Source organism: Haloarchaeobius baliensis, assembly GCF_052060055.1.
Lineage (GTDB): Archaea > Halobacteriota > Halobacteria > Halobacteriales > Natrialbaceae > Haloarchaeobius > Haloarchaeobius baliensis.
This window is the reverse complement of record NZ_JBPPFR010000001.1, coordinates 1,818,391-1,835,317: the sequence shown is the minus strand read 5'-3', so window position 1 is coordinate 1,835,317 and position 16,927 is coordinate 1,818,391. Positions and strand designations below refer to the sequence as shown.

Sequence of the window (16,927 nt, the reverse complement as noted above, 5' to 3'; positions counted from 1 at the left end):
GGGGGCCTACTCCTCGCCGTCGACAGCCGCCTCGTACAGCTCCTGCCCGCGCTCCGTGTCGATCGTCAGCTCGGGCACCGGCGTCGGCTCGTCGTCCTCGTCGATGGCGACGAACACCATGTACGACTCCGTGGTCAGCTCCGTCTCACCGGTGTGGGGGTCCTCGCGGAACACGCGGACGCGGGTCTTCACGCTGGTCCGACCCGCCTCGAACACGTAGGCCCTGACGAGTGCGATATCTGCCTGCGGGATGGGACGACGGAAGTTCGTCTGGTCCATCCGCGCCGTGACGCAGGTCTCGCCGGCGAAGCGCATCGCGGCCATCGCCGCGACCTCGTCCATCCACTTCATCACGTTCCCACCGTGGGCCGCGCCGAGGTTGTTCGCGTCGTTCGGGTTGACGATGACGCGGTTCTCGACGTAGGTGTCGGTCAGGCTGGGCATGGCTGGTCGTACCGGGGCACGATGGAATAGCCTACCGGGTTCGGTCCATCCGGTTTGGCAGTCTCTTTTTGCAACGGCCGTCCCTACGTGGCTCCGATGGTGAACTTCCCTCCGGAGTTCTGTCCGTACTGCGGGACCGAAGTCGAGCTGACGACCCACGACGAGGGGACGGTCCGGTTCTGCGGGTCGTGCGACCAGTACGTCTTCCACAACCCCGTTCCGGGGACCGGTATCGTCGTGGTCGACGACGACCGCATCCTGCTCGTCGAACGGGCCGTCGGCGAGACGGCGGGCGACTGGATGGTCCCGGGCGGGCACGTGGAGCTGGGCGAGCACCCACACGAGACCGCCGCCCGCGAGCTGTGCGAGGAGACCGGTCTCGCGGTCGCCCCCGGTGACCTGACGCTGTTCGAGGCGCGGACCGCCGAGACCCAGCCCGGGAAGGAGGTCGTCTCGCTGGAGTACGCCGTCAGGCGCTCCGCGACGACCGGCGAGCTCGACGCCGCGGACGATGCCGCAGACGCGAGGTTCTGGACGCCCGAGGGGTTCGCGAACAGCGACGAGTCCCTCCGTGCGAACCACGAGGACCGCTTCGGGCACTCCCAGCTCGATTCCCTCATCGCCGCGGCGAACTGGGCGATCCGCTGAGACGGTGCCGTCCCGGCGGACCCATCCCGGGGGTGTGACAGTGACGAACGCGCTCCGACAACCGTTTACCGTCCGAGTTAGAAGCGGGGGCAATGAGTGATTCAGCCGCCCCTCCGGCACCCGAACCACCCGAACCGCCCGGCGACGGCGAGGGTTCGGTCACCGTGCTCGGGACGGCCCACGTGTCGGAGCGGAGCGTCGAGGAGGTCCGCGAGACCATCGCGGACGAACGGCCGGACGTGGTCGCCGTCGAGCTCGACGAGGACCGCTACCGCCAGATGCGCGGCGAGACTCCCGATGACATCGAGCCCCGCGACCTGCTCGAGGGCAACACCGTCTTCCAGTTCATCGCCTACTGGATGCTCTCGTACGTCCAGACCCGGATGGGCGAGAAGTTCGACATCGAGCCCGGCGCGGACATGCTCGCGGCGGTCGAGGCAGCCGAGGAGCACGGTCTCGGCGTCTCGCTGGTCGACCGCGACATCCAGGTGACCATCCAGCGGTTCTGGCGCCGGATGACCGCCCTGGAGAAGGTCAAGATGATGTCCGGGCTCATCTTCGGCGTCGCGGACGCGCTCGTCGTCGGCGTCACCGCCGGCCTGTTCCTGGGCCTGTTCCTCGGTCCGCTCGCCGGCTTCGCGGTCCCCGCGCTGTTCAGCGTGGGCACGACGACGATCCAGTCCGTCGCGGGTGGGGGCCTCGTCGGCCTGCTCACCGGCTACCTGCTCTGGGAGGGCGGGATGCGGACGATGCGCGAGGACCAGTCCATCGCGCTCGGGGCCATCGGTGGCCTGACCGTCGGAGCGGGCGTCGCCGCAAGCGGCGTCACCGCGCCGTACGTCGCGAACATCCTCGGCGGCGGTCTCGGCGTCGCCTTCGCCGCCGGGCTGCTCGGCGGCATCCTCGCCGGCGTCGGCTTCGGCGCCGTCTTCGGCCTCCTGCTCGCCGTCACCGGCTACGACGCCGACGAGGTCGAGGAGTACGAGGAGTTCGACATCGACGACCTCACCGACGGCGACGTCGTGACGGCGATGATGGAGGAGTTCCGCCGGTTCTCCCCCGGTGGGGCACAGGCGCTCATCGACGAACGCGACGCCTACATCGCCCACAACCTCGTCACCCTCCGGAACCAGGGCTACTCGGTCGTCGCGGTCGTCGGCGCGGGGCACCGCGAGGGCATCGAACGCTACCTCGCGAACCCGGAGACGCTCCCGCCGATGGCGTCCCTGCAGGGCACCGAGAAGAAGCGCCGGTTCTCCATCATGAAGGCGGTCGTCTACCTGCTGACCGTCGGCTACGTCGCCTTCTTCTTCCTGCTCGTGATGGCCGGCGTCAACGACCTGTTCCTCCTGCAGCTGTTCGCGGCGTGGTTCCTCTACAACGGCATCTTCGCGTTCGGGCTCGCCAAGCTCGTCGGTGCGCGCTGGACGAGCGCGGGCGTCGGCGGCGCCATCGCGTGGCTCACCAGCCTCAACCCCGTGCTCGCGCCCGGCTGGTTCGCGGGCTACATGGAGCTCCGGAAGGACCCCGTCAACGTGGGCGACATCGCCACGCTCAACGAGATCCTCTCCGACGAGGAGAGCCCGCTCATGGACGTGGTGAAGCGGATGTTCGACGTGCCGCTGTTCAAGCTCATCATGGTCGTCGCCGCGACGAACATCGGGAGCGTCATCGCGAGCTTCAGCTTCCCCGTAGTCGTCCTGCCGTGGCTCGCCCCGGACGAGATCGACACCGTCGACGAGCTGATGGCCGTGCTGCTGCGTGGGGCCGAGAACAGCCTCGACATCATCGTGGGGCTGCTATGAGCGTCTCGATGCGCTCCATCAAGGAGACCGAGCTGCGGGACCTCGCGGCAGCCTGGGTCGCGCTCTCTGTCGCGTTCGCGCTACTGTTCTTCCGTGGCGCGTTCCGGCCGGGCGGCAGCTCGAGCGTCGAGCTCCCGTTCGCCATCGTCGTCTGTGCCATCACCGCCGGCGTGGCGTTCCTGCTGCACGAGCTGGCCCACAAGTTCACCGCACAACGCTTCGGCTACCCGGCGGCGTTCAAGGCCGACTACAACATGCTGCTGCTCGCCATCTTCAGCGCGATGGTCGGCTTCCTCTTCGCCGCGCCCGGAGCGGTGTACCACCCGCAGACGACCGAACGGGAGAGCGGCCTCATCGCGCTCGCCGGCCCGGCGACGAACGTCGCGCTGCTCGCGGTGTTCTACCCGCTGTACCTGCTCGGCGGCGTCGTCGGCGTCGTCGGCTTCCTCGGCGTCTGGATCAACGCCTTCCTCGCGGGCTTCAACATGATCCCGTACGGCCCGCTCGACGGGAAGAAGGTCTGGAACTGGAGCAAACCCGTCTTCCTGGCGAGCTTCGCAGTCTGTGGCTCGCTGGCGGCGGGTGCGTTCCTCGGCTACCTGCCCTGAGTAGCTGCCGCCGCGAGCACTGCCGCATCGTTTCGTCCACGTTCCGACACGAAAGGTTCAACCACCGAGGCTTCGAATCCCTCCATCATGTCGATTTCAAGACCGTTCTTCACGTCGCCGTCCGGCGAATTCGACACCGGACAGATCCTGTACGAGGCCATTCCGCTGGCGAAGCTCGTCGCGAGTGTCGCGGCCGTCGCCGCCGTCCCCCTCGTGCTGCGCTGGCTCCTGTTCGAACTCGTCGCGGCCACGCCCGTCTTCGGCTTCGTGTTCACGCTCGCCTCGCAGTTCGTCCTCGCCGTCGGTACTGCCCTCGTCCTCATGTACGTCGTCGTCCGTGCGAACCAGCTCGCGGATTCGTAGTCTGTCCGACGACCAACCTACTTGTCGGTGGGGGTCGATTCCCCGACGATGGACGCCGATTCGCTCGACTGGACCCCACCCGACGACTGGCGACGGGTGGAGACGCTCGACGCACACACCGGCGGTGAACCGCTGCGCATCGTGCTCGACGGGCTCCCCGACCTCGAGGGTGAGACGCTGCTCGAGAAGCGACGGTACCTGCGCGAGGAGCTGGACGACTACCGGCGCATGCTGATGCACGAACCCCGCGGCCACGCCGACATGTACGGCGCGGTGCTGACGGAACCGACCGACGAGCGGGCCGACGTCGGCGTGCTGTTCACCCACAACGAGGGCTACAGCACGATGTGCGGACACGGCATCGTCGCGCTGGGGGTCGCGTTCGTCGAGGCCGGCCCGTGCGACCCCGGCGACGAGGTCGTGTTCGAGACGCCAGCGGGGCTGGTGACGGCGACGACCGCGGGCGCAACGGGTTCGGCGGGTCGGCCGCGCGTCGAGCACGTCGCGTTCGAGAACGTGCCCTCGTTCGTCTACGCCCGCGACAGGACCGTCGACGTGCCCGGTGTGGGCGAGGTCGGCTACGACGTGGCCTTCGGCGGGGCGTTCTACGCCTACGTCGATGCCGCCGATGCGGGGGTCGGGCTCGGGACCGGCGACGCGTCGCAGCTGGTCGACGTCGGCCGCAGGATCAAGCGGGCGGTCGCGGACGACCTCGCCATCGACCATCCGACCGAGGCGGACCTCTCGTTCCTCTACGGGACCATCTTCGTCGACGACGACCCCGGTTCGGACGCGGACAGCCGGAACGTCTGCGTCTTCGCCGACGGCGAGGTCGACCGCTGTCCGACCGGGACGGGCGTGAGCGGCCGGCTCGCGCTGCTCGCCGCCGACGACCGGGTGGCTCCCGGCGAGCGGTTCACCGTCGAGAGCATCGTGGACTCGCGGTTCACGGGCTGGTACGACGAGGAGACGGAGTTCGAGGGGTACGACGCGGTCGTTCCGAAGGTTCGGGGGAGCGCACACATCACGGGCCGGAACACGTTCGTCGTCGACCCGGACGACCCGTTCCCGGACGGGTTCTTCCTGCGGTAGCGGGAGCGGCGACGAGCGGCTACTTGAGCGTCACCCAGGTCAGGAACAGCAGGGCGACGAACTGCATCCCGCGCAGGACCGCGACGGCCTGCTGGACGCTCGGGGCGTTGCCGTAGAACATCTTCATGCTGAAGAAGAAGTACAGCGCGGTTGCGTTCTCCAGCAGCATGACGACCGCGAAGGCGACGAGGCCGAGTATCAACGGTGTGCGGAACGTCCGATAGTTCCGTATCCAGATGACCGTCAGGACGGTCAGCAGCACGACGTTGATTCCGGCGAAGGCGCTCGCGACCGCTATCGTCTGGTCCATGCTCATGTCTCCTCCATGTGTTCTGTCACGTTCTCGAACGTCTCTCTGTTGTGCTCGAACTGGTCGGTGAGGAAGTACATCGCGCCGTAGTCCTCACCGCCCTTCTCGAGGACGTTGTGTTCGACCAGCATCTCGAGGTGGTGCCTGACGGTGTTGTAGTCCACCTCGATTGCTTCGGCGAGCTGGTTGGCGTTGCGCGGGCGCTCGTCGAGCGACCGGATGATGCGCACCCGGTTCTTCCCGCCGCGCGTCCCGACCAGTAGGTACCACAACGCCTTCTCCATCGGTTCGTCTCATGTGTCCTCGGACAGGCTATTTAGTGACATCGCTAGACCTCGATCCGCTTCGACACCCAGCCGCTCGCTCCGTTCGGGTACGGGCTCGCCTGCTCCCGGGGCTGGAGCGCGCCGGTGCCGTCGGTCGCCCTGACGACGACCTCGTGCTCGCCGTCGCCCTGGAACTCGTAGCGGTACATCCGCCAGACGTCCTCGTCGGGCAGGGGGTCGGTGAGCTCGGCATCGTGCCACGTGTCGCCACCGTCGGTCGACACCTCGACGCGGTCGATTCCGCGGAGGCCGGCGTAGGCGTGGCCGACGAGTTCGACGGTGCCGTCGTCGTTGACGGTGATACCCTCGTCGTACAGCTTCGCGACGGTGTTGACGGGACCGGTGCCGTGCCAGCCGCGCTCCTCCCAGTAGCCGAGTTGCTCCTCGTCGATGAGCTCGATCTCGGTGACCCACTTGACGTTGATCTCGCCCCAGTGGCCGGGGACGAGCAGGCGCGCGGGCTTGCCGTGGCTCAGCGGGAGTCGCTGGCCGTTCATCCCGTAGGCGAGGAACGCGGTCTCCATCACCGCCAGCGGGAACACCTGGTAGTAGCCGTCGGCGGCGTACACCTTCACGCAGCCACACTCGGGCGACGGGCCGGCGCGGTCGAGGAACTCGCGGATGGGCACGCCGGTCCAGAGCGCGTTGTCCAGCTTGTGGCCGTTGAGGTCCTCGCCGACGCAGCGCAGCGTGACGAACCGGTGTTCGGGCTCCATCCCGGTGAGGTCGTAGTAGTCCATCGACACCTCCCGGTCGACCGAGCCGGTGACCCGGAGCTCCCACGTCGACGGCGCCACGTCGGGGTCGAACGTGGCGATGTCGGTCTCGTAGAAGTCGGCGTTCGGGGTCACCATCCCGCCGAGGGTCTCTGACTCGAACGACAGCGCCTCCGCCTCGGCGATGCGGTCCTCGGCGGCCCGTCGCTGGGCCGAATCGAGCGGCTCCGTCGGATCGACCGACTCCCGGCGGCTTCCGAGTGCAGCTCCGATGCCGGCGTAGGCGACGGTGCCGAGCGCGAGGCCGAGGGTCTGCCGGCGGGCCGCGTCGTCGGGCATGTACTCGTCCGCGTCGGCGCGCATCCGGGGGTCGAGCGCGGCGGCGTACACCCCCACCACGACCATCGCGGAGAGCGTGCCGAGGATCGCGGGCTGGAGTGCGCCCGTCGGCAGGTAGAGGCCGGCGAAGACGAGGAGTCCGGAGAGCGCGAGCGCCAGCGGGGGACCACCCACGCGTCGACCGACGGCGACGGCGGCGGCCGTCGCGAGCCCGAGACCGCCGACGACCACGGCGAGGGCGAGCGTGATGTGCAGGATGTGGCCGGCCGCGCCGAGCTCCTCGATGGCGACGGCCACGATGGGGCCCGGCGTCAGCTGGACGATGCGTGCGTCGACGGGGGCGACGACGAACGCGTCGCGGGACCAGCCCGCCAGCGCGAACGACCCCGCGGTCGCCGCGAGTCCCGCCAGTACCGCCATCAGTGCGTCCGTCAGCCGTCCATCGGTGGTTCTGTCGGCCATCCTCGATGTATCCCTGGCACCCGTGCCCTAAAGCCATTGTTCGAACTCCGGCCAGAATGATTCTAGAATTCGGTGGGCTTTTGCGGGTCCACAGCGCGCTCTCTGCCATGACCGAGGACGAGGAGCTCACGTACGCGGACGCGGGGGTCGACATCGAGGAGAGCGAGGCCGCGACGGCGGCGCTGTTGAACGCCGTCGGCAACGTCGTCGACACGGAGTACGCGGGGATGCTCGACATCGGCGACCAGTACCTCGCGCTGGCGACCGACGGCGTCGGCACGAAGCTGCTCGTCGCTGAGGCACTGGGGGACTACTCGACGGTCGGCATCGACTGCATGGCGATGAACGCGAACGACCTCGTCGCCGCGGGTGTCACCCCGGTCGCGTTCGTCGACTACCTCGCGGTCGACGAGCCGACCGAGGAGTTCGCCGAACAGGTCGGCGAGGGGCTCGCCGAGGCCGCAGAGCGCGCGAACGTCGCCCTCCTCGGCGGCGAGACGGCCGTCATGCCGGAGGTCGTCGACGGGCTGGACCTCGCGGGCACCTGCGCCGGGCTCGCCCCGAAGGACGCCGTGTTCGACGGCGAGGCACAGGCGGGCGACAAGCTCGTCGCGTGGCCGTCCTCGGGCATCCACTCGAACGGGCTCACCCTCGCCCGGAAGGCGGTGGCCCGCGAGCACGACTACGACGACCCGTTCCCACCCGAGCCCGACACGACCATCGGGGAAGCCCTGCTCGAACCGACCCGCATCTACACGGAGCTGCTCGAACCGATGCGCCAGCACGGCGTCCACGCGGCCGCGCACGTCACCGGCGGCGGCTGGACGAACCTCTCGCGGATGGGCGAGTTCGAGTACCAGGTCGACGATCCGTTCCCGGCCCAGCCGGTCTTCGGGTTCGTGCAGGACCTCGGCAACGTCCTGCCCGAGGAGATGTACCGCACCTTCAACATGGGCACCGGGTTCGTCGCGGCCGTGCCGGCCGAGCAGGCCGACGACCTCGCGGACGCGACCGAGGACGGGAAGGTCATCGGTGAGGTCGGAGACGGCGATTCGGTCGAGGTGCGCGGACTCTCGCTGTCGTAGTCTCAGGCCGCGGTCGAGGACTTCTTCGCGCCCATCCGACGGAACACGTACTCGACCCCGGCGAGCAGCGGATAGGTCGCGACCGGCAGGAAGCCGTACAGCACGGCGATGTACAACGCGCGAACCGGCTGGATTCCCTGCGTGAGGCCGTACGCGACGGCGAGGAGGCACCAGCCGACCAGCAGTGCTGCCGGGCTGCGGAACCGATAGCGGCGGAGCGCGAACACCGGTAGCGCGACGAGTCCGAACGACAGCAGGCCGTACAGGGGGCCGATGTCGGTGAGGAACGCGGAGAGTTCGACGTCCGCCGGCCACCAGACGCCGGTCGCGAGTCCGGCGACGAGCAGGAGACCGAGGAACGCGACCCAGGTGGCGAGCGCGTCGCGGAGGGCACGGGTGATGGGAACGGGGCCGGTGGTCGACATCGGGAGCGCCATCCGTGACAGTTCGAGCGCCCGATACGTCAACCTTTGCCAGGGGTCAGGAGAGCCGCGCCGCGATGTCCGCCTCGGTGATGATGCCGAGCGTCTCGCCGCCCTTCGTGACCATCACCGCCTTGTAGTGATCGAGCAGGTTGCTGACCTCCTCCAGCGTCGCGTCCTCGCTGACGGTCGGGAACGACTCGCTCATGAACTCGCGGACGGGCTCGTCGCGCGCGCCCTCCTCGACGTGGACGAGGTCGGACTGGCTGATGCTGCCGACGGGGATGCCGTCCTTGATGACAGCGAGCTGGGAGTACGCCTCGCGCTCCATCGTGCGGACGGCGTCGCTGACGGTGTCCTCTGGCGCGACGCTGATGACGTCCTCGTGCATCAGGTCGCCGGCGCGGACGATCTCGCCCTCGGCCTCGTCCAGCGCCTCGACGATGCGGCGGAGGGTCGAGAGCCGGGGGTCGACGTCACCGCCTTCGATGCGGGCGATGAGCGGCTGTGAGACGTCGGCGGCGTCGGCGAGTTCGCTCTGGGTGAGCCCCAGTTCCGTGCGGCGCTCGCGCAGGTCCGCCGGGGTCGGGAGTTCCATACCGGGGAATTACCCGAGGTTATAGAATAAGTGTTCCGGGTGTCACTCGCCCTCGTCGCTCTCGCGCTCGATGGTCTCGACGACCTTGAGCGGGACGTCGCGCAGGGCACCGCCGACCTCGCTCTTGGCGATGCGGTTCGCGTGCTCATCGCTGTCGGCGTTGAAGACCTCCATCTCCAGCATCAGGCCGACGAGCGCGGTGTCGGCGGCGATGTAGGAGGACTCGAACGGCTCGCCACAGGCGGGACAGTCGGTGAGTCCGACGTTGACCTCGACGTAGTCCTTGCCCTGCTCGTTCAGCCGCTTCCCGGCCTCGCTCACGGCGACGCCGATGGCGTCGTTGATATCGGTGACGTCGCGGACCAACCACGCGGCCTCCATCACAACGAGATAGTTGCTCATGCTCGCACCGACGGGCCGGAGCAAGGCTTGTTTTGCGGTTCACTCCCGCCGTGGAGAAGCGCACGAGATTCACATGATTCTCATAAGTTACGAGAATCCCGGGCGTCTGGAACCCGTTGGGAACCTGTATTCCCGTCCCGTTCGCAGTTCGGATTGTCTATCGAACAATCACAGTTTAATCGCAGTACGGCGGCGGGTTTGTGTGGCGTTCTCACACTCGCATTCGGCAGGAAAGCTTATATACGGGCCAAGCTGACCGTCGCGTGAAGTCCGATGATAGACCGGGCATACACGGCAAGCCTGTTCGCGCTGTACCAGCTGAGCATCGCCGCCGGCATCGTGCTGATGCCGCTCGCGCTCGCGATGCGGCAACTCGGGGTCTCCCTCCCCGTCCACCGCCTGGTGGAGTCGCTGGGAACCGCGTACGACGAGGCGAACGCCGCCTGAACGGGTACCTCCACACGTTCTCGCGCAACCAACGTCCCGAGCGATGCGTCCGGTCGGCGGCGTGAGCGCCCGGAGGGACTGCCGGAGTCCCCCGCTGACCCGGCTCCTTTAGTACGAACACGCCGAATCGGTGGGCAATGAAGACCATCAAGGACAGCGTCCACGACCACATCGAGGTCGAGGGCGTGGCTCGGGCGCTGCTCGACACACCCGAGATGCAGCGACTCCGGCACATCAAGCAGCTGGGGACCGCGTCGCTCGTCTACCCGTCGGCGAACCACACCAGGTTCGAGCACTCGCTGGGGGTGTACCACAACGCCTGCGAGGCGCTCGACCACCTCAACGTGGAGGGGCCACGGGCGGAGAAGGTGAAGGCGGCGGCGCTGCTCCACGACGTGGGTCACGGTCCGTTCAGCCACAACCTCGAACCGCTCACGCACCGTCGTACCGGGAAGTACCACGACGACGTCCACGAGCTGTTCGAGCGCGGCGACGTGGCCGCAGTCCTGCGCGAGCACGACATCGAACCGCGCGAGGTCGCCGACCTCGTCGCCGGCGACGGACGGTTCGGCCAGCTCGTCTCCGGCGAGCTCGACGTCGACCGGATGGACTACCTCGTGCGCGACGCCCACCACACCGGCGTCCCGTACGGCACCATCGACCACGCCCGTCTCGTCCGCGAGCTCACCTTCCAGGACGGCGAACTGGTCCTCGCGGAGGGCAACGTCCAGACCGCCGAGAGCCTCCTGGTCGCCCGGGCGCTCATGACACCGACGGTCTACGACCACCACGTCACCCGCATCTCGAAGGCGATGCTCCGGCGGGCTGGCGAGCGACTGCTGGACGCCACCGACCACGACGCCGAGGACCTGCGGCGGATGGACGACCCCGGCTTCCTCGTCGCGCTCCGCAACGCCGAGGCGACCGCCGAGGTGGCCCGCCGGTTCGACGAGCGCGATCTGTACAAGCGGGCGGTCTGGGCCGAGCGCGCCGACGTGCCCGGGGACGTCCTCGACATCGAGCACGAGGACGTGCGGGGGTACGAGCTCGAGATCGCCGAGCGGGCGGGCGTCGAGCCCGACCAGGTCGTCCTCGACGTGCCCGGCGAGCCGTCGATGGACGAGTCCTCGACGCGCGTCCTCGTCGGCGGCGAGGCCCGGCGGCTCGACGAGCAGTCCCCGCTGGTCGAGGCACTCCAGTCCGCCCAGCTCGCGCAGTGGCGCCTCGGCGTCTACTGTCCCGCCGACCTGACCGACCAGGTCGGCACCGCCGCCGTGCGCGTGCTCGACCTCGAGATCGACGGCGCGCTCGTCACCGAGGTCCGGGGCCTGCAGGGGACCCTCGACCAGTACGGGCAATGACGGGTGACGGCGATGCGGCGGGCGAAGACGCCGGGGACCCGAGCGATGGCCGGCGACTCGTCGAGGGGACCATCCTCCGCGGTCGCGATTTCGAGCCGGTCGAGGGCCGTGTCGTCGTCGCGGACGGCGAGATCGCGGCCATCGAGGAGGAGCGGGTCGACAGCGACGCCATCGTCCTCCCGGCGTTCGTCAACGCCCACACGCACATCGGCGACTCGATCGCGAAGGAGGCCGGCGGTGGCCTCTCGCTCGAAGAACTGGTCGCCCCGCCGGACGGGCTGAAACATCGGCTGCTCCGGCAGGCGAGCACCGAGGAGACCATCGCCGCGATGCACCGCTCGCTCGAGTTCATGGCCGAGGCCGGGACCGCGGCCCACATCGAGTTCCGCGAGGGCGACGTCGCCGGCGTGCGCGAGATCCGCGCCGCCGGGGAGAACGTCCCCGTCGATTCGGTGGTGCTCGGTCGAGGGAGCATCGACGCCATGCACGCGGCCGACGGCTACGGCGCGTCGGGGACGAACGACGCGGACTTCGAGCGCGAGCGGGCGGCGACCGCCCGCGAGGGCAAGCTGTTCGGCATCCACGCGGGCGAGGTCGACAGCTCCGACATCGACGGCGCGATGGACCTGAACCCCGACTTCCTCGTCCACATGGTCCATCCCGAGTCGTGGCACCTCGACCGGCTGGCGGACTCGGAGACGCCCGTCGTCGTCTGCCCGCGGTCGAACCTCGTCACCGACGTCGGCCTCTCGCCGGTCTCCGAGCTGCTGGAGCGGACGTCGGTCGCACTCGGCACCGACAACGTGTTCCTGAACTCGCCCTCGATGTTCCGCGAGATGGAGTTCGCGGCGAAGCTGTTCGACGTCTCCGCGACCGAGGTGCTCCGGATGGCCACCGTCGCCGGTGCCGACATCGCCGACCTGAACTGCGGCCTCGTCGAGCCGGGGCGGGACGCGAAACTGCTCGTGCTCGACGGCGACTCCAACAACCTCACCGGAGCGAAGGACGTGGTCAGGGCGGTGGTCCGTCGCGCCGGTGTCGACGACATCCGCACGGTCGTCCGGTAGCTGGCGGTGGGCCGGTGTGGACCGACGGCACACTCAAGACCCGCCCCGACCAACGTGATAGCATACCACATGTACGACCGGATACTGGTGCCGACCGATGGCTCGGAGGAGGGCGAGCGGGCGGTCCGCCACGCCATCGACCTCGCGGTCGCCCACGACGCGACCATCCACGCCGTCTACGTCGTCGACTCGGCCAGCTACGGGGGCGTCCCGATGGAGACCGCGTGGGAGGGGCTCCACGAGATGCTCGAACGGGAGGGCGATGCGGCCCTGAAACGGGTCGTCGAACTCGCCGACGAGGCCGGTGTGCCCGTCGAGACGGCGCTGTTGGAGGGGACACCGGCCAAACAGGTCGTCAGATACGCGGAGTCGGAGGACTGCGACCTCGTCGTGATGGGGACCCACGGCCGCGGCGGTATCGACAGGCTCCTCCTCGGGAGCGTCGCCGAGCGCGTCGTCAGGTCCTCGGAGGTCCCCGTGCTGACGGTGCAGGTCTCGGGATGAGACGGACGGCGGCGCGGCTTCGAGGGGACGACCGTGCCGCGATGACCCTCGGCGAGCGCGTCGTCGCGGTGGCGGCCATCGCGTTCATCAACGCCGCGTTCGTCATGGTCGTCCCCTGGATGGCGGTGTTCGCCCTGCTCGCGTCGCTCCCGTTGCTCGCCGTCGTCGTCTTCAGGTGAGCCGTCGGATCTCGATCGCTGCCGTCGCCGACGCGACCTACGCTGCGTCGACCGGGCGGAGGTGCTCGCAGTCGCCCGCGCTCACCCTGACGATGCCGTCGTCTGTCTCGACGAGGAGCGCGCCAGGCGACTCGATGTCGACCGCGTCACCGACCACCTCGCCCGTGGGGGTCTCCACCCGGACGTGCTGGCCGAGCGTGAGGGCGTGCTCGCGCCAGGCCGGGAGCACGGCGTCGGCGTCGGTGCCCAGCTCGTGGTACTCCTCGAGCACGCGCTGGAGGAACACCCGACGGTCGACCTCCTCGCCGAGCTGCTCCCGGAGGCTCGTCGCCGTCGGTGGCAGATCCGCGGCCGCGACGTTCGCGTTGACCCCGATACCGACGACCAGCCAGGAGACGCGGTCGGCTTCCCCCTCCATCTCGGTGAGGATGCCGGCGAGCTTGCGGTGTGCCGGCTCCTCGTCGTCCGCTCCGTCGTCGACCGCCACCAGGACGTCGTTCGGCCACTTGATGCGGGCATCGATACCAGCCTCGCGGGCGGCGCGGGTGACCGCGACGGCGGCGGCGAGCGTCGCGAGTGGCACCTGCGATGGCGGGACGGTCGGCCGCGTCAGGATGGAGGCGTAGACGCCGCCCGGCGGGGCAGCCCACTCGCGGTCGAGCCGCCCCCTGCCGCCGGTCTGCTCGTCGGCGACGACCACCACGTCGCTCGCCCCGTCGTCGGCGAGCTGGCGGGCGCGGTCGTTCGTCGACCCGACCGTGTCGTGGTACTCTATCTCGTAGGGTGCGTCCAGCCCGTGGGCGATGGCGAGCCCCCCGTACTCCGGAACCGAGGTGAGTCGGTAGCCCTCGTCACCGCTCTCGACGCCGAAGCCGGCCTCGCGGATGGCTTCGACGTGCTTCCAGACGGCGGCGCGGGAGACGCCGAGCTCATCGGCGAGTGCGGGGCCACTCACCGGGCCGTCGGCGAGTGCTGCGAGGACGCGCCGTCGTGTCTCGTTCATGCGGGACGGGTTCGTGACGGCGCGACTTGAAGCGGCCGGTTGGGCGGCCGAGAAAGCAGCGTCGGGGTGGCCTGCTGTGTCAGTTCGCGCGCAGTTCCTGCAGCTTCTCGCGACCGGGTGCGATGAGCTCGTCGAGGTAGCTCGCGAGCGTGTTCTTCGCGTCCTGCGGGTGGAGCTCGCCGGACTCGAGGTCCGCCTCGAGGGCGTCGTAGCTCTCGTAGACGAGGTCGCCGCCGTACTTCTCGGGGCGCTCGACGGTGACCGACTCGAACCGCGGGAAGACGTGGTAGTGGAACAGCTCCAGCACCGGGTTGTGCCGGTCGTTGCCGTCCTCGTCGGGCTCGGGGTCCGCCGTCGGCGGGCAGTAGGCCTTGTTCACCTTCTCCTGCAGGTCGTCGGCGGAGTCCTCCATCGAGATGGTGACGCCCTGGCTGGAGGACATCTTGCCGACGCCGGTGGTGAGGTCGGCGAGGATGGGCGTGTGCAGGCAGGGACGGGCGTCGTAGCCCAGCGACGGGAGCTCCTCGCGGTGGAGCATGTGGACCTTGCGCTGGTCCATCCCGCCGATGGCGAGGTCGAGATCGAGGTACTCGATGTCGAGGGCCTGCATGAGCGGGTAGACGACGTGGCTGACCTTCGCGGTCTCCCCGCCCTGGAGCTCGGCCATCGCCCGTTGGGCGCGGTTCAGGCTGGTCTCCAGCTCGAGCTGGTGCAGGTCGAGCACGTAGTCCTCGTCCATCTCGAAGCTGCTCCCGTAGACGAACTCCGTCTGCTCCTCGTCGAGCCCGTACGCGAGGAACTGCGCGCGCATCCGCTCTGCCGTCTCCCTGATCTCCTCGAACGTGCCCTTGCCGTTGAGGTAGGCGTGGACGTCCGCCAGCAGGACGACCACCTCCATCCCTGCCTCCTGCAGGTCGATGAGCTTGTTCGCCGTCAGGAGGTGGCCGACGTGGAGGACGCCCGAGGGTTCGTAGCCGACGTAGACCCGCTTCCCGTCGGGGTCGTCGGCCAGTGCGCGTACCTCGGACTCGGTGATGACCTCGTCGGTGTTCCGGGTCATCAACTCGTACGTGTCCATACGGACACGAATTCGCCCGGGGGCTTTGAACCTTGCCAAGCCGTGCGAACGGCTCAGAACGGCTTGAGGACGTTCTCGACGTTGTCCCGCATCGCGCCGGCGATGTGGCCGCTCGCCGCACCCATCCCCGCGCCGATGCCGGAACCGACGGGGCCGAGGGGTCGTCCGATCTTCGCACCGATCTTCGCGCCCTCCTCGGCGCCCTGCTTCGCGTGGGAGTTCTTGCGCATGCACGGCGGTTTCAGCGGATTCATTGGTTCGCTTCGACGTTCGGACCGTCGATACAAAAATCCTGACCAGCGTGCTCGATGCCCGACGACCGAACAATTAAGCACTCATGGAAAGTTGCAGCACGTATGCGAGTCGAGGACGACGACGGCGTACGCACGATAACGTTCGACCGACCGAACGTGATGAACGCGATGAACCTGGAGGTGGCGACGGAGCTGGCCGACGCGGTCGCGGGCGCCGACCCCGTCGAGCACGACGCCATCGTGCTCACGGGCGACGACCCCGCGTTCTCCGCCGGGGGCGACATCCAGGCGATGAAGGAGCGCGAGGAGGGGCCACGGGAGTCCTACGAACGCGTCGCGGAGACGTTCAACCGGGCCGCGGCCGAGCTCCTGAACAGCGACGTCCCGGTCGTGGCGAAGGTCAACGGCGACTGCGTCGGTGCGGGCCTGGCCATCGTCGCGGCGTCGGACATGGCGTACACGGTGCCCGACGCGACGTTCTCCTGTGCGTTCATCCGTGTGGGACTGGTCCCGGACACCGCCGCGACGTTCACCCTGCCGCGGCTGGTCGGGCTCCGCACCGCGAAGCGACTCACCATGACGGGCGAGTTCTTCGACGGCGAGGAAGCCGCAGAGATGGGGCTGGTGAACGATGCCGTACCCGAGGACGAGCTGGACGAGGCGGTCGACGAGATCGTCGGCAAGCTCTCCCGCCGGCCGACGCGGACGGTCGGGATGACCAAGCAGGCCATCCACGAGAACCTCGACAACGACTGGCGGAAGGCGCTCGACTACGAGAACATGCTGCAGGTGCAGGCGTACATGTCCGAGGAACACGCCGAGGGCGTCGACGCCTTCCTCGAGGGCCGGAACCCGGACTGGGACTGACTACTCCTCCGGGACGACGTACTCGACACCCTCGGGGTCCTCGCTCGGGGATTCGACGACGATGGTGTTCGTGAGCTTGTTCGTCAGACGGAGCTTCTCGCCCTCCATCGCTAACCAGCCGACGAGGCAGTCCAACGGCAGGAAGAAGGCCTTCCCGAACGCCTGGCCGGCCGCCGCGAGGATGCTCGGCTGGTCACCACGGCGGTCGGTCACGCGGAGGTCGAGCACGCGCTTCCCGGCCGACTGGCCCCAGACGCCCTCCGAGATGGTCCAGTAGACGAACAGCGCGAACCCGTTCGCGCCGAAGAACACGCCGAAGCCACCGACGGTGCCGAACTCGACGCTCAGGACGCTCGGGAGCGTGACGAGGGCCTGGTTGAACACCTCGACGACCGCGGCGACGAGGATGATGTCGATGAGCCACGCGAAGAATCGCGTCTCCCACTTCGCGAGATGGAGCGTCCGGTGGGTGGTTTCGTTCATGACTACCGAGACGTTCGCCGGGAAGATAACTGTGTGTCGTCGGTCTCACCGGGCGAGAACCGCT

The 16,927-nt window shown here is 68.7% G+C and carries 23 protein-coding genes; 12 read left to right on the top strand and 11 right to left on the bottom strand.

Annotated features, from left to right (window positions below; all coding sequences use genetic code 11):
• Nucleotides 1–6 precede the first annotated feature (6 nt).
• The gene (locus ACSG06_RS09330) at nucleotides 7–444 is read right to left on the bottom strand and encodes an acyl-CoA thioesterase (protein WP_440989993.1); all 438 of its coding nucleotides are present in this window, start codon (nucleotides 442–444) and stop codon (nucleotides 7–9) included.
• A gap of 96 nt (nucleotides 445–540) precedes the next feature.
• Here ACSG06_RS09330 and ACSG06_RS09325 point away from each other — a divergent pair, with 96 nt between their 5' ends.
• The 5 genes from ACSG06_RS09325 to ACSG06_RS09305 all read left to right on the top strand — a co-directional run bounded on the left by ACSG06_RS09325 (nucleotide 541) and on the right by ACSG06_RS09305 (nucleotide 4,960).
• Nucleotides 541–1,092: an NUDIX hydrolase gene (locus tag ACSG06_RS09325; RefSeq protein WP_440989992.1), complete on the top strand. Its 552-nt coding sequence runs from the start codon at nucleotides 541–543 to the stop codon at nucleotides 1,090–1,092.
• Nucleotides 1,093–1,184: 92 nt separating this feature from the next.
• The gene (locus ACSG06_RS09320) at nucleotides 1,185–2,897 is read left to right on the top strand and encodes a TraB/GumN family protein (RefSeq protein WP_440989991.1); all 1,713 of its coding nucleotides are present in this window, start codon (nucleotides 1,185–1,187) and stop codon (nucleotides 2,895–2,897) included.
• Entirely contained in the window at nucleotides 2,894–3,505 is a 612-nt protein-coding gene (locus ACSG06_RS09315) for a zinc metalloprotease (protein ID WP_440989990.1), read from the top strand. The genes ACSG06_RS09320 and ACSG06_RS09315 overlap by 4 nt, the downstream gene beginning before the upstream one ends.
• An 87-nt stretch (nucleotides 3,506–3,592) precedes the next feature.
• On the top strand, nucleotides 3,593–3,868 hold the full coding sequence (locus ACSG06_RS09310) for a hypothetical protein (protein ID WP_440989989.1): 276 nt from the start codon (nucleotides 3,593–3,595) through the stop codon (nucleotides 3,866–3,868).
• A gap of 48 nt (nucleotides 3,869–3,916) precedes the next feature.
• On the top strand, nucleotides 3,917–4,960 hold the full coding sequence (locus ACSG06_RS09305; protein WP_440989988.1) for a proline racemase family protein: 1,044 nt from the start codon (nucleotides 3,917–3,919) through the stop codon (nucleotides 4,958–4,960).
• A gap of 19 nt (nucleotides 4,961–4,979) precedes the next feature.
• Here the strand turns inward: ACSG06_RS09305 and ACSG06_RS09300 are convergent, their stop codons facing one another.
• The 3 genes from ACSG06_RS09300 to ACSG06_RS09290 are packed head-to-tail and all read right to left on the bottom strand — an operon-like array spanning nucleotide 4,980 to nucleotide 7,113.
• Complete coding sequence (locus ACSG06_RS09300; protein ID WP_440989987.1) at nucleotides 4,980–5,270, bottom strand: DUF8036 family membrane protein; 291 nt, start codon at nucleotides 5,268–5,270, stop codon at nucleotides 4,980–4,982.
• Between the two features lie 2 nt (nucleotides 5,271–5,272).
• Nucleotides 5,273–5,554, bottom strand: coding sequence for a winged helix-turn-helix domain-containing protein (locus ACSG06_RS09295; protein ID WP_440989986.1), 282 nt, complete (start codon nucleotides 5,552–5,554; stop codon nucleotides 5,273–5,275).
• 44 nt (nucleotides 5,555–5,598) lie between these two features.
• Complete coding sequence (locus ACSG06_RS09290) at nucleotides 5,599–7,113, bottom strand: molybdopterin-dependent oxidoreductase (protein WP_440989985.1); 1,515 nt, start codon at nucleotides 7,111–7,113, stop codon at nucleotides 5,599–5,601.
• A gap of 107 nt (nucleotides 7,114–7,220) precedes the next feature.
• Between ACSG06_RS09290 and purM the strand changes: the two genes are divergently transcribed.
• Complete coding sequence (gene purM, locus ACSG06_RS09285; RefSeq protein WP_440989984.1) at nucleotides 7,221–8,198, top strand: phosphoribosylformylglycinamidine cyclo-ligase; 978 nt, start codon at nucleotides 7,221–7,223, stop codon at nucleotides 8,196–8,198.
• Between the two features lie 2 nt (nucleotides 8,199–8,200).
• Here the strand turns inward: purM and ACSG06_RS09280 are convergent, their stop codons facing one another.
• Genes ACSG06_RS09280 through ACSG06_RS09270 form a run of 3 tightly spaced genes read right to left on the bottom strand, consistent with a single transcriptional unit; the run spans nucleotide 8,201 to nucleotide 9,620 of the window.
• The gene (locus tag ACSG06_RS09280) at nucleotides 8,201–8,635 is read right to left on the bottom strand and encodes a hypothetical protein (protein WP_440989983.1); all 435 of its coding nucleotides are present in this window, start codon (nucleotides 8,633–8,635) and stop codon (nucleotides 8,201–8,203) included.
• A 43-nt stretch (nucleotides 8,636–8,678) separates the two neighbouring features.
• Nucleotides 8,679–9,218 (bottom strand): CBS domain-containing protein, encoded by a 540-nt coding sequence (locus ACSG06_RS09275; protein ID WP_440989982.1) that lies wholly within the window; start codon nucleotides 9,216–9,218, stop codon nucleotides 8,679–8,681.
• A 42-nt stretch (nucleotides 9,219–9,260) separates the two neighbouring features.
• The gene (locus ACSG06_RS09270; protein WP_440989981.1) at nucleotides 9,261–9,620 is read right to left on the bottom strand and encodes a DUF555 domain-containing protein; all 360 of its coding nucleotides are present in this window, start codon (nucleotides 9,618–9,620) and stop codon (nucleotides 9,261–9,263) included.
• Between the two features lie 273 nt (nucleotides 9,621–9,893).
• On the opposite strand from ACSG06_RS09270, the gene ACSG06_RS09265 reads away from it, so the two are divergent.
• From ACSG06_RS09265 to ACSG06_RS09245, 5 genes are all read left to right on the top strand, one after another.
• Nucleotides 9,894–10,067 (top strand): hypothetical protein, encoded by a 174-nt coding sequence (locus tag ACSG06_RS09265; protein ID WP_440989980.1) that lies wholly within the window; start codon nucleotides 9,894–9,896, stop codon nucleotides 10,065–10,067.
• Nucleotides 10,068–10,204: 137 nt separating this feature from the next.
• A complete protein-coding gene (locus tag ACSG06_RS09260; protein WP_440989979.1) occupies nucleotides 10,205–11,428 on the top strand; it encodes an HD domain-containing protein in 1,224 nt (407 codons plus the stop codon).
• Nucleotides 11,425–12,495, top strand: coding sequence for an amidohydrolase family protein (locus tag ACSG06_RS09255; RefSeq protein ID WP_440989978.1), 1,071 nt, complete (start codon nucleotides 11,425–11,427; stop codon nucleotides 12,493–12,495). Before ACSG06_RS09260 ends, ACSG06_RS09255 begins: the two co-directional genes overlap by 4 nt.
• A 69-nt stretch (nucleotides 12,496–12,564) precedes the next feature.
• Nucleotides 12,565–12,999, top strand: a complete 435-nt coding sequence (locus tag ACSG06_RS09250; protein WP_440989977.1) for a universal stress protein — start codon at nucleotides 12,565–12,567, stop codon at nucleotides 12,997–12,999.
• Entirely contained in the window at nucleotides 12,996–13,178 is a 183-nt protein-coding gene (locus tag ACSG06_RS09245) for a hypothetical protein (RefSeq protein ID WP_440989976.1), read from the top strand. The genes ACSG06_RS09250 and ACSG06_RS09245 overlap by 4 nt, the downstream gene beginning before the upstream one ends.
• A gap of 37 nt (nucleotides 13,179–13,215) precedes the next feature.
• Here the strand turns inward: ACSG06_RS09245 and ACSG06_RS09240 are convergent, their stop codons facing one another.
• The 3 genes from ACSG06_RS09240 to ACSG06_RS09230 form a co-directional block, all read right to left on the bottom strand.
• A complete protein-coding gene (locus ACSG06_RS09240) occupies nucleotides 13,216–14,181 on the bottom strand; it encodes a biotin--[acetyl-CoA-carboxylase] ligase (RefSeq protein ID WP_440989975.1) in 966 nt (321 codons plus the stop codon).
• A 79-nt stretch (nucleotides 14,182–14,260) separates the two neighbouring features.
• Complete coding sequence (locus ACSG06_RS09235; protein WP_440989974.1) at nucleotides 14,261–15,259, bottom strand: tyrosine--tRNA ligase; 999 nt, start codon at nucleotides 15,257–15,259, stop codon at nucleotides 14,261–14,263.
• Between the two features lie 53 nt (nucleotides 15,260–15,312).
• Nucleotides 15,313–15,513 (bottom strand): YMGG-like glycine zipper-containing protein, encoded by a 201-nt coding sequence (locus ACSG06_RS09230; RefSeq protein WP_440989973.1) that lies wholly within the window; start codon nucleotides 15,511–15,513, stop codon nucleotides 15,313–15,315.
• Between the two features lie 102 nt (nucleotides 15,514–15,615).
• On the opposite strand from ACSG06_RS09230, the gene ACSG06_RS09225 reads away from it, so the two are divergent.
• Nucleotides 15,616–16,380 (top strand): enoyl-CoA hydratase/isomerase family protein, encoded by a 765-nt coding sequence (locus tag ACSG06_RS09225; RefSeq protein WP_440989972.1) that lies wholly within the window; start codon nucleotides 15,616–15,618, stop codon nucleotides 16,378–16,380.
• On the opposite strand, the gene ACSG06_RS09220 is transcribed toward ACSG06_RS09225, so the two are convergent.
• Nucleotides 16,381–16,863, bottom strand: a complete 483-nt coding sequence (locus ACSG06_RS09220; RefSeq protein WP_440989971.1) for an RDD family protein — start codon at nucleotides 16,861–16,863, stop codon at nucleotides 16,381–16,383.
• Between the last annotated feature and the right edge of the window lie 64 nt (nucleotides 16,864–16,927).

Excerpts from the sequence above, each read along its gene's own strand:
- ACSG06_RS09330 (WP_440989993.1), bottom strand. The coding sequence starts at position 444 with ATGCCCAGCCTGACCGACACCTACGTCGAGAACCGCGTCATCGTCAAC.
- ACSG06_RS09325 (WP_440989992.1), top strand. The coding sequence starts at position 541 with ATGGTGAACTTCCCTCCGGAGTTCTGTCCGTACTGCGGGACCGAAGTC.
- ACSG06_RS09320 (WP_440989991.1), top strand. The coding sequence starts at position 1,185 with ATGAGTGATTCAGCCGCCCCTCCGGCACCCGAACCACCCGAACCGCCC.
- ACSG06_RS09315 (WP_440989990.1), top strand. The coding sequence starts at position 2,894 with ATGAGCGTCTCGATGCGCTCCATCAAGGAGACCGAGCTGCGGGACCTC.
- ACSG06_RS09310 (WP_440989989.1), top strand. The coding sequence starts at position 3,593 with ATGTCGATTTCAAGACCGTTCTTCACGTCGCCGTCCGGCGAATTCGAC.
- ACSG06_RS09305 (WP_440989988.1), top strand. The coding sequence starts at position 3,917 with ATGGACGCCGATTCGCTCGACTGGACCCCACCCGACGACTGGCGACGG.
- ACSG06_RS09300 (WP_440989987.1), bottom strand. The coding sequence starts at position 5,270 with ATGGACCAGACGATAGCGGTCGCGAGCGCCTTCGCCGGAATCAACGTC.
- ACSG06_RS09295 (WP_440989986.1), bottom strand. The coding sequence starts at position 5,554 with ATGGAGAAGGCGTTGTGGTACCTACTGGTCGGGACGCGCGGCGGGAAG.
- ACSG06_RS09290 (WP_440989985.1), bottom strand. The coding sequence starts at position 7,113 with ATGGCCGACAGAACCACCGATGGACGGCTGACGGACGCACTGATGGCG.
- purM (WP_440989984.1), top strand. The coding sequence starts at position 7,221 with ATGACCGAGGACGAGGAGCTCACGTACGCGGACGCGGGGGTCGACATC.
- ACSG06_RS09280 (WP_440989983.1), bottom strand. The coding sequence starts at position 8,635 with ATGGCGCTCCCGATGTCGACCACCGGCCCCGTTCCCATCACCCGTGCC.
- ACSG06_RS09275 (WP_440989982.1), bottom strand. The coding sequence starts at position 9,218 with ATGGAACTCCCGACCCCGGCGGACCTGCGCGAGCGCCGCACGGAACTG.
- ACSG06_RS09270 (WP_440989981.1), bottom strand. The coding sequence starts at position 9,620 with ATGAGCAACTATCTCGTTGTGATGGAGGCCGCGTGGTTGGTCCGCGAC.
- ACSG06_RS09265 (WP_440989980.1), top strand. The coding sequence starts at position 9,894 with ATGATAGACCGGGCATACACGGCAAGCCTGTTCGCGCTGTACCAGCTG.
- ACSG06_RS09260 (WP_440989979.1), top strand. The coding sequence starts at position 10,205 with ATGAAGACCATCAAGGACAGCGTCCACGACCACATCGAGGTCGAGGGC.
- ACSG06_RS09255 (WP_440989978.1), top strand. The coding sequence starts at position 11,425 with ATGACGGGTGACGGCGATGCGGCGGGCGAAGACGCCGGGGACCCGAGC.
- ACSG06_RS09250 (WP_440989977.1), top strand. The coding sequence starts at position 12,565 with ATGTACGACCGGATACTGGTGCCGACCGATGGCTCGGAGGAGGGCGAG.
- ACSG06_RS09245 (WP_440989976.1), top strand. The coding sequence starts at position 12,996 with ATGAGACGGACGGCGGCGCGGCTTCGAGGGGACGACCGTGCCGCGATG.
- ACSG06_RS09240 (WP_440989975.1), bottom strand. The coding sequence starts at position 14,181 with ATGAACGAGACACGACGGCGCGTCCTCGCAGCACTCGCCGACGGCCCG.
- ACSG06_RS09235 (WP_440989974.1), bottom strand. The coding sequence starts at position 15,259 with ATGGACACGTACGAGTTGATGACCCGGAACACCGACGAGGTCATCACC.
- ACSG06_RS09230 (WP_440989973.1), bottom strand. The coding sequence starts at position 15,513 with ATGAATCCGCTGAAACCGCCGTGCATGCGCAAGAACTCCCACGCGAAG.
- ACSG06_RS09225 (WP_440989972.1), top strand. The coding sequence starts at position 15,616 with ATGCGAGTCGAGGACGACGACGGCGTACGCACGATAACGTTCGACCGA.
- ACSG06_RS09220 (WP_440989971.1), bottom strand. The coding sequence starts at position 16,863 with ATGAACGAAACCACCCACCGGACGCTCCATCTCGCGAAGTGGGAGACG.